Below are 8,595 nucleotides of genomic sequence, written 5' to 3'. Positions count from 1 at the left end.
TAAAATAACACAATCCCTGAGAACATAACGCAATCTTAAATGAAAGAGCCGTGCCGGGAAAATATTTCTTTATTCTGTCAGTGTATGAATTTCATGATTTTATTGTAAATTTGTGTCCCGTTATGAAACACGGATTTGACAACGAGAAATATGTTAAGATCCAATCCAGCCACATCAAGGATAGGATTGCGAAGTTCGGCAACAAATTGTATCTGGAGCTTGGCGGCAAGCTGTTTGATGACCACCATGCGAGCCGTGTGCTCCCAGGATTCCAGCCCGACAGCAAGCTGCGTATGCTCAGTCAGCTTGCCGACCATGCCGAGATAGTGATTGTGATAAGTGCGGTCGACATAGAGAAGAACAAGGTGCGACAGGATCTCGGCATCACATACGACATGGATGCCCTGCGTCTCAGTAGTGAGTTTCAGAACCGAGGATTCAAGGTCAATTCAATCGTCATCACCCACTATAACGGGCAGGCGAGCGCCGATGCTTTCCGTCAGCGGCTGGAGCGCATGGGCATCCGTAGCTACGTCCACTATATCATAGACGGCTATCCCGCAAATGTCGGGCTGATCGCCTCCGACGAGGGGTTCGGTCGCAACGACTATATCGAGACTACCGAGCCGCTTGTCATCGTCACGGCTCCCGGCCCGGGCAGCGGCAAGATGGCCGTGTGCCTCAGCCAGCTATACAATGAGCACAAGCGCGGCATTGAGGCCGGGTATGCGAAGTTTGAGACATTCCCGGTGTGGAATCTCTCGTTACGCCATCCTGTCAACATCGCCTATGAAGCCGCTACAGCAGACCTCAACGACGTGAACATGATTGACCCGTTCCATCTTGACGCGTATGGAGAGAAGGCTGTCAACTATAACCGCGACATAGAGATATTCCCGGTGCTCGACGCCCTGTTCCGGGGCATATACGGCGATAACCCATACAAATCTCCTACTGACATGGGAGTCAACATGGTAGGGTTCTGTATCAGCGACGATGACGTGTGCTGCGACGCTTCTCGCAACGAGATAATCCGTCGCTATTTTACGGCTCTCAACCGCATGGCCCTCGGGGAGAGTAATGACGCCGAGGTCAACAAGATTGCCATGTTGTTCAATCAGGCAGGTATCGATCTCAGCTACCGCAAGACAATCGCTGCCGCCCGCGAGCGCGCAAAGTCTACAGGCGTTCCTTGTTCGGCGATGGAGTTGCCGGACGGTACTATCATCACGGCCAAGACTTCCCCGCTTCTCGGACCGAGTGCGGCTCTTATCCTCAATGCCATAAAGCATCTTGCAGGCATCGACCACGACGTGAAGCTCCTTCCACAGGATCTCATCGAGCCGATACAGCACACCAAGATCAACTATCTGCGAAGCCGTAATCCGAGACTTCATACCGACGAGGTGCTCGTGGCGTTGTCAGTGCTGAGTCAACACGACGCCAAATGCCGTAGTGCGTTGGAGATGCTCCCCGATCTTGACGGATGTCAGGTGCATTCGACCGTGATGCTCGGTGAAGTCGACCATAAGATTTTCAAGAAACTCGGTGTGGGGCTTACTTGCGATCCCGCAAAGAAGAATTAACCGATGATACAAGTCATATCCTACAAGAATGTTCTCATTAAAGAAAAATTTCGTTAATGGGGGCATTTTTCATATCAAATGGTGGGAGGCTTATGATAATTTGTGTAAATTTGCACATGCAACCTCTCTTGCATAGGTAGACCTGATGTTGTTATAAACAATTACACATAATTATATACGTATTCTGTATGAAGAAGCATAATTTTTATGCCGGTCCGTCGATTCTTAGTGAATATACCATCAAGAATACGGCAGAGGCAATCAAGGACTTTGCCGGAACCGGACTGTCGATTCTCGAAGTGTCGCACCGCAGCAAGGAATTTACTGCGGTAATAGAAGAGGCACAGGCTCTTGTCAAGGAACTTCTTGAGGTGCCCGAAGGCTATTCGGTGCTTTTCCTGGGCGGAGGCGCGTCCATGCAGTTCTGCATGGTGCCTTACAACATTCTGAAAAAGAAAGCCGCTTATCTCGATACAGGCACATGGGCTTCCAACGCCATCAAGGAGGCCAAGCTTTTTGGTGAAGTCGACGTGGTGGCTTCCTCCAAGGATAAGAACTATACTTATATCCCCAAGGGATTCGTAGTGCCGGAGGATGCCGACTATTTCCATTATACAACAAACAACACCATCTACGGCACTGAGATGCGTTTCGATCCCGATGTCAAGGTGCCCTTGGTAGCCGACATGTCAAGCGACATTTTCTCGCGCCCCGTAGATGTCAGCAAGTATGATATAATCTACGCCGGTGCGCAGAAGAATCTCGCTCCTGCCGGAGTCACCATCGCAATTGTCAAGGATTCCGCCATGGGCAATGTCGACCGTGCCATCCCCACCATGCTCGACTATCGCACTCACATCAAGAAGGGTTCGATGTTCAACACCCCCCCTGTGTTGCCCATCTTCTCGGCATTGCAGACTCTCAGATACTACAAGGAACTGGGTGGTGTGAAGGAGATGGAGCGCCGCGACCTTGCCAAGGCCGAACTGCTTTATTCGGCCATCGATTCGAGCAAGATGTTCGTAGGCACCACCGTTCCCGAGGATCGTTCCATCATGAACGTATGCTTCGTTATGCAGCCTGAATATACCGAGTTGGAGAAGGAGTTCATCGATTTCGCATCGACCAAGGGCATAGTCGGAATAAAAGGCCACCGCTCTGTCGGAGGATTCCGCGCTTCGCTCTACAACGCTCTGCCCATAGAGAGCGTCAAGGTTCTCGTCGAGGCTATGAATGAGTTTGAGAAAAAACATTAATCATACCACACGTCTACTGATATGAAAGTACTCGTAGCAACAGAAAAGCCGTTTGCAGCTGTCGCTGTCGATGGCATACGCCGGGTAATCGAGGATGCCGGCTATGAGTTGGAACTTTTGGAGAAATACACCGACCGTGCAGATCTGCTTGCAGCCGTTGCCGATGCCGATGCTCTGATTATACGTTCCGACAAGGTTGATGCCGAAGTGCTCGATGCGGCCGCGAATCTCAAGATCGTGGTGCGTGCAGGAGCTGGGTATGACAATGTGGATCTTGCTTCGGCAACCGCCCATGGCGTTGTTGTGGAAAATACTCCCGGACAGAATTCAAACGCTGTGGCTGAGCTTGTGTTCGGCATGGCAGTGATGGCTGCACGCAATGGCTACAACGGCACTTCCGGCATAGAGCTTAAGGGCAAGAAACTCGGCCTTCAGGCCTATGGGCAGGTGGGACGCAATGTGGCCCGCATAGCCAAAGGCTTCGGCATGGAGGTGAGCGCTTTTGATCCCTATTGCCCCGACGGCGCCATGCAGGCCGAGGATGTCAATCCCGTACACGACACCGATGCCCTCTACGCCGGCAACAACGTGGTGTCAATACACATCCCCGCCACTCCCGAAACAAAAGGAAGCATCGGGTATCAGCTTATCACCAAGATGCCTAAGGGTGGTATCCTTATCAACACCGCCCGTAAGGAGGTAATAGATGAGGTCGGCCTTGAAAAAGCGCTCGAAGAACGTACCGACCTCAAGTACATGGCCGATGTGAAACCCGACAATGCCGACGAGCTTAAGTCCAAGTTCGGGGACCGTGTGTTCTTCACACCCAAGAAGATGGGTGCACAGACTTCCGAGGCAAACATCAACGCAGGCATCGCCGCCGCCAATCAGGTAGTGGCTTATCTGCGCGACGGTATCAATCGCTTCCAGGTCAACAAGTAATTCCAATATTCCGATTAGTTCTACAACTGGCCGCTGCAATCGTAAAAGATTACAGCGGCCAGTTTCTTGTGGTATTTGTGCCTTTATATGGCATTGTCGTGGAATTGTCGAATAAAAGTTGTAAATGTTAAAAGTAAATGTTAATTTTGCATTTAGATGTTAAATTAATCTCGCTTTGATGTTATTACAGCCGGATGGCTTTTGCGCGGGGCAAACATTTAAGCGGATTAATTGTTAACGTTATATAATATAAATTACTCCAAAGAGGAGTGTATATTATTTAAAATGAAGAAGAAAACTATCTGGATTCTAACGATAATAATGGCCCTGACTTTCGGTGGGTTGCTATATATCCAGATCATGTATATGAAAAACATGATCAGGATGCGCGATGACCAGTTTGCCGAGGGTGTTCGCCGCTCTCTATATGCCGTCACCTCCACCCTTGAGCAGGACGAGACGAGGCATTTCCTTGAGGAGGATGCGGCCGCGATCGAGCAGAGTGTCTATGGCTCGCTTGAAGGCGGTTCCAAGAATTCATCGGTGGGAAGCATGAAATATTCGTTTACGACTCCGGATGGGTTGCACGGCGACCTTACCATACATGGTGACCTGCGCGCCCGTTCTTCGATATCTCCCACTGCCTCCGGACGCTATCGTTCGCTACAGGAGACCATTAAAGGCCAGTATCTTTATCAGAAAGGGCTTCTTAACGAGGTCATACTGAACATACTCAGCCAGTCGAGCAACCGTCCTATAGAGGAGAGGGCGGATTCGGCGACTGTGGCCTCGTATCTTGCCGGAGAGTTTGAGAACAACGGGCTTAATCTTCCTTTTGAGTTCGCTGTGGTCAACCGTGCCGGCCGTCCCATCTACCAGAGTGCCGGATTCAGCAATGCCGATGCAGGGCGCAACAACATGTTCGTGCAGACGCTTTTCCCCAACGATCCGGCCAGCAAGGTCTACTACATAAAGGTACATTTTCCTACCAAGAAAGACTATATAATGTCGTCGGTGAAGTTCATGATACCGTCGTTCGTGTTCACGTTCATATTGCTGCTTGTGTTCCTCTATACTATCATCGTGGCTTTCAGGCAGAAGCGGCTTACCGAGATGAAAAACGACTTTATCAATAACATGACCCACGAGTTCAAGACTCCGATATCGTCAATTTCGCTGGCGGCCCAGATGCTCAATGACGACAGTGTACGGAAGTCTCCTACCATGATGCAGCACATATCCACCGTAATCAACGATGAGACAAAGCGCTTACGCTTTCAGGTGGAGAAAGTGTTGCAAATGTCTATGTTCGACCGTCAGAAAGCCACTCTGCGCCTTCAGGAGATTGATGCCAACAAGACGATAGCCAACATCGTGAGCACATTCAAGCTCAAGGTCGAGAGCTGCGGCGGACATATAGAGAGCCATCTTGCCGCCGAGGACGCCATCGTGGAGGTTGATGAGATGCATTTCACCAATGTGATATTCAATCTTCTCGACAATGCCGTGAAATATCGCCGCGATGATGTGCCGTTGACATTACGTGTCACTACCGCAGACATATCGCCGGAACGGCTGGAGATACGCATAAGCGACAACGGTATCGGCATACGGCGTGACGAGCTTAAAAAGATATTCGAGAAGTTCTACCGCGTGCCTACCGGCAACCGCCACGATGTGAAGGGTTTCGGTCTCGGTCTGGCCTATGTGCACAAGATGGTGGGCGAGCTTCACGGTGAGATACGCGTTGAGAGCGAATTCGGACAAGGAACAACATTTATAATTATATTACCACTTACTAACTGACAACGACTATGGAAGAACGTTTGCGTATCCTCTTATGCGAAGATGACGAGAATCTTGGCATGTTGCTGCGGGAATATCTGCAAGCAAAAGGCTTCAATGCCGACCTTTACCCTGATGGGGAAGCCGGCTACAAGGCCTTCCTCAAGGGTAAGTACGACCTTGCCGTGCTTGACGTGATGATGCCTAAGAAGGACGGATTCGCGCTTGCGCAGGAGATCCGTACCGTCAACTCTGAAATACCTATCATTTTCCTTACGGCCAAATCTCTGAAAGAAGATATACTCGAAGGATTCAAGATCGGTGCTGATGACTACATCACAAAGCCTTTTTCGATGGAAGAGCTTGTGTTCCGTATCGAGGCCATACTGCGCCGTGTCAAAGGGAAGAAAGGGAAGGAGATTACGATGTACAAGATCGGCCGCTTCACTTTCGACACCCAGAAACAGGTACTTATGATCGACGACAAGGTGACGAAGCTTACCACCAAGGAGTCGGAGCTTCTCAGTCTGCTCTGTGCCCATGTAAACGAAATCCTTGAGCGCAACTTCGCTCTCAAGACCATCTGGATCGACGATAACTATTTCAACGCCCGTTCGATGGATGTTTACATCACCAAGTTGCGCAAGCATCTTAAGGATGACCCGGCAATCGAGATTATCAACATCCACGGCAAGGGCTACAAGCTCATCGCCCCTGAAGTCGAGCCGACTCCTGCCCAGTAACGTTGCAGCATGACGGCTGACACTCGACATTCATTAAACGGCCCGCGACAACGGCATTTTAACCGTGGTGGCGGGCCTCTTACTGCCAAAATGGCGCATATGCATGTCATGATTCAACATTGGCACGGTATGTGTTGTTATATATTGCGATGCCGGAGGATGACAGTGTCATTTTCGGTATGCCCACTATCATGACCAATAAATAAAGATTAATTAATACTTAAAACTTATTACTGATATGAATGTCAAACCACTTGCCGATAGAGTGCTTATCAAGCCAACCCCTGCCGAAGAACGTACATTGTCGGGAATCATAATCCCTGATTCCGCCAAGGAAAAGCCTCTCCGAGGCACAGTCATTGCCGCCGGCAATGGTACCAAGGATGAAGAAATGGTGCTTAAGGCAAATGATGAAGTCCTTTATGGCAAATATTCCGGTACTGAAATCGAACTTGATGGAGAAAAGTACCTGATAATGCGCCAGAGCGATGTGCTCGCGGTGATTGCCGAATAACGTCAGGACCTGCGCGGTTTCATGACATCATTCAATACTGAAATAAAAATCATAACGCTATCATGGCAAAAGATATAAAATTCAATATTCAGGCTCGCGAAGAGCTTAAGAAAGGCGTCGACGCTCTTGCCGATGCCGTAAAGGTAACTCTCGGTCCTAAAGGCCGCAATGTGATCATCGACAAGAAATTCGGCGCTCCCCATATCACCAAGGACGGTGTGTCGGTGGCTCGCGAGGTTGAACTTGAGGATCCGTTCCAGAACATGGGTGCACAGCTCGTGAAGGAAGTCGCTTCAAAGACGGGCGATGATGCCGGTGACGGTACTACCACAGCTACCGTGCTCGCTCAGGCCATCATCAACGTAGGTCTCAAAAATGTCACTGCAGGAGCCAATCCTATGGATCTCAAGCGTGGTATCGACAAGGCTGTTGCCGCCGTAGTCGATAGCATCAAGGGACAGAGCGAGGAAGTGGGCGATGACCTTAAAAAGATAGAGGATGTTGCCCGTGTGTCGGCCAATAACGATGCTGAGATCGGCAAGCTAATCGCCGAGGCTATGCGCAAGGTGAAGAAGGAAGGCGTTATCACTGTTGACGAGGCCAAGGGCACCGAGACTACGGTGGATATCGTAGAAGGAATGCAGTTTGACCGAGGCTATATTTCGCCATACTTCGTCACCAACACAGAGAAGATGGAATGTGAGATGGATCGCCCCTACATCCTTATATATGACAAGAAGATTTCCAATCTCAAGGAGCTTCTTCCCGTGCTTGAAGCCGAGGCTCAGACAGGTCGCCCGCTGCTTATCGTGGCCGAGGATGTCGACCAGGAGGCTCTTGCGACACTCGTTGTCAACCGTCTGCGCGGCTCTCTGAAAGTCTGCGCGGTAAAGGCTCCCGGATTCGGCGACCGCCGCAAGGAGATGCTTGAGGATATCGCTGTGCTCACCGGCGGCACTGTCGTAAGCCAGGAGAAGGGCATGGAGCTTGCCAAGGTCACTCTCGACATGCTCGGACAGGCCGAAAAGGTTAATGTCAACAAAGAAAACACCACGATCGTAAACGGTGCAGGTTCGAAAGAAGCTATCGCTTCACGCGTGGCTCAGATTAAGGCACAGATACAGACTACCACGAGCGACTACGACAAGGAGAAACTCCATGAGCGTCTTGCCAAGCTCGCCGGCGGTGTGGCAGTCCTCCATATCGGTGCTCCCTCCGAGGTCGAGATGAAGGAAAAGAAAGATCGTGTGGACGATGCGTTGAGTGCTACCCGCGCAGCAATCGCCGAAGGCATAGTGCCTGGCGGAGGCGTGGCTTATATCCGTGCTATCTCTGCGCTTGATGGTGTCAAGGGCGACAATGACGACGAGGAGACAGGCATAGCCATCATCCGTCGTGCCATCGAGGAGCCGCTTCGTCAGATTGTGGCCAACGCCGGCGTAGAGGGTGCGGTTGTAATCCAGAAAGTCAAGGACGGTAATGCTGACTTCGGCTACAACGCCCGAACCGGCGAATATGAGAATCTTCTCGCTGCCGGCGTGATCGACCCTGCCAAGGTTACCCGTGTGGCTCTTGAGAATGCGGCTTCTATCGCCGGCATGTTCCTGACCACCGAATGCGTGATTGCCGACAAGAAAGAGGATAATCCCGCACCGGCAATGCCTGCCGGTGGTATGGGCGGAATGGGCGGCATGATGTAATGCCGGTCATCTGATTCATTAAAATATTTCATAAGCGATGGGCATGGCGGCATTCTGCCGTTGTGCCCC

At 50.7% G+C, this 8,595-nt stretch carries 7 protein-coding genes; all 7 read left to right on the top strand.

Annotation, left to right across the window (positions count from 1 at the left end; translation table 11 throughout):
• Nucleotides 1-122: 122 nt before the first annotated feature.
• The 7 genes from QZ303_RS08110 (at nt 123) to groL (ending at nt 8,526) form a co-directional block, all read left to right on the top strand.
• Nucleotides 123-1,586 carry a DUF1846 domain-containing protein gene (locus QZ303_RS08110; protein WP_295731516.1) on the top strand — a complete coding sequence of 488 codons (1,464 nt, stop codon included), beginning with the start codon at nt 123-125 and terminating at the stop codon, nt 1,584-1,586.
• A 188-nt stretch (nt 1,587-1,774) separates the two neighbouring features.
• On the top strand, nt 1,775-2,842 hold the full coding sequence (gene serC, locus QZ303_RS08105; RefSeq protein ID WP_295731514.1) for a 3-phosphoserine/phosphohydroxythreonine transaminase: 1,068 nt from the start codon (nt 1,775-1,777) through the stop codon (nt 2,840-2,842).
• 21 nt (nt 2,843-2,863) lie between these two features.
• Nucleotides 2,864-3,784 carry an NAD(P)-dependent oxidoreductase gene (locus QZ303_RS08100; RefSeq protein ID WP_295731511.1) on the top strand — a complete coding sequence of 307 codons (921 nt, stop codon included), beginning with the start codon at nt 2,864-2,866 and terminating at the stop codon, nt 3,782-3,784.
• A 285-nt stretch (nt 3,785-4,069) separates the two neighbouring features.
• Nucleotides 4,070-5,590 (top strand): sensor histidine kinase KdpD, encoded by a 1,521-nt coding sequence (locus QZ303_RS08095; RefSeq protein WP_295731509.1) that lies wholly within the window; start codon nt 4,070-4,072, stop codon nt 5,588-5,590.
• 8 nt (nt 5,591-5,598) lie between these two features.
• A complete protein-coding gene (locus QZ303_RS08090; RefSeq protein ID WP_295731507.1) occupies nt 5,599-6,312 on the top strand; it encodes a response regulator transcription factor in 714 nt (237 codons plus the stop codon).
• A gap of 238 nt (nt 6,313-6,550) precedes the next feature.
• On the top strand, nt 6,551-6,826 hold the full coding sequence (locus tag QZ303_RS08085; RefSeq protein ID WP_295731505.1) for a co-chaperone GroES: 276 nt from the start codon (nt 6,551-6,553) through the stop codon (nt 6,824-6,826).
• 62 nt (nt 6,827-6,888) lie between these two features.
• Nucleotides 6,889-8,526, top strand: a complete 1,638-nt coding sequence (gene groL / locus QZ303_RS08080; RefSeq protein ID WP_295731502.1) for a chaperonin GroEL — start codon at nt 6,889-6,891, stop codon at nt 8,524-8,526.
• Nucleotides 8,527-8,595 lie beyond the last annotated feature (69 nt).

The sequence above is a fragment of the uncultured Muribaculum sp. genome (assembly GCF_910583865.1).
Lineage (GTDB): Bacteria > Bacteroidota > Bacteroidia > Bacteroidales > Muribaculaceae > Muribaculum.
Note: the sequence above shows the minus strand (reverse complement) of the source record. Positions and strands in the feature narration are given on the sequence as shown.

Bases quoted from the DNA above. Each gene is read 5' to 3' on its own strand.
- QZ303_RS08085 (WP_295731505.1), top strand. From the start codon at position 6,551: ATGAATGTCAAACCACTTGCCGATAGAGTGCTTATCAAGCCAACCCCT.
- QZ303_RS08100 (WP_295731511.1), top strand. From the start codon at position 2,864: ATGAAAGTACTCGTAGCAACAGAAAAGCCGTTTGCAGCTGTCGCTGTC.
- serC (WP_295731514.1), top strand. From the start codon at position 1,775: ATGAAGAAGCATAATTTTTATGCCGGTCCGTCGATTCTTAGTGAATAT.
- QZ303_RS08090 (WP_295731507.1), top strand. From the start codon at position 5,599: ATGGAAGAACGTTTGCGTATCCTCTTATGCGAAGATGACGAGAATCTT.
- groL (WP_295731502.1), top strand. From the start codon at position 6,889: ATGGCAAAAGATATAAAATTCAATATTCAGGCTCGCGAAGAGCTTAAG.
- QZ303_RS08110 (WP_295731516.1), top strand. From the start codon at position 123: ATGAAACACGGATTTGACAACGAGAAATATGTTAAGATCCAATCCAGC.
- QZ303_RS08095 (WP_295731509.1), top strand. From the start codon at position 4,070: ATGAAGAAGAAAACTATCTGGATTCTAACGATAATAATGGCCCTGACT.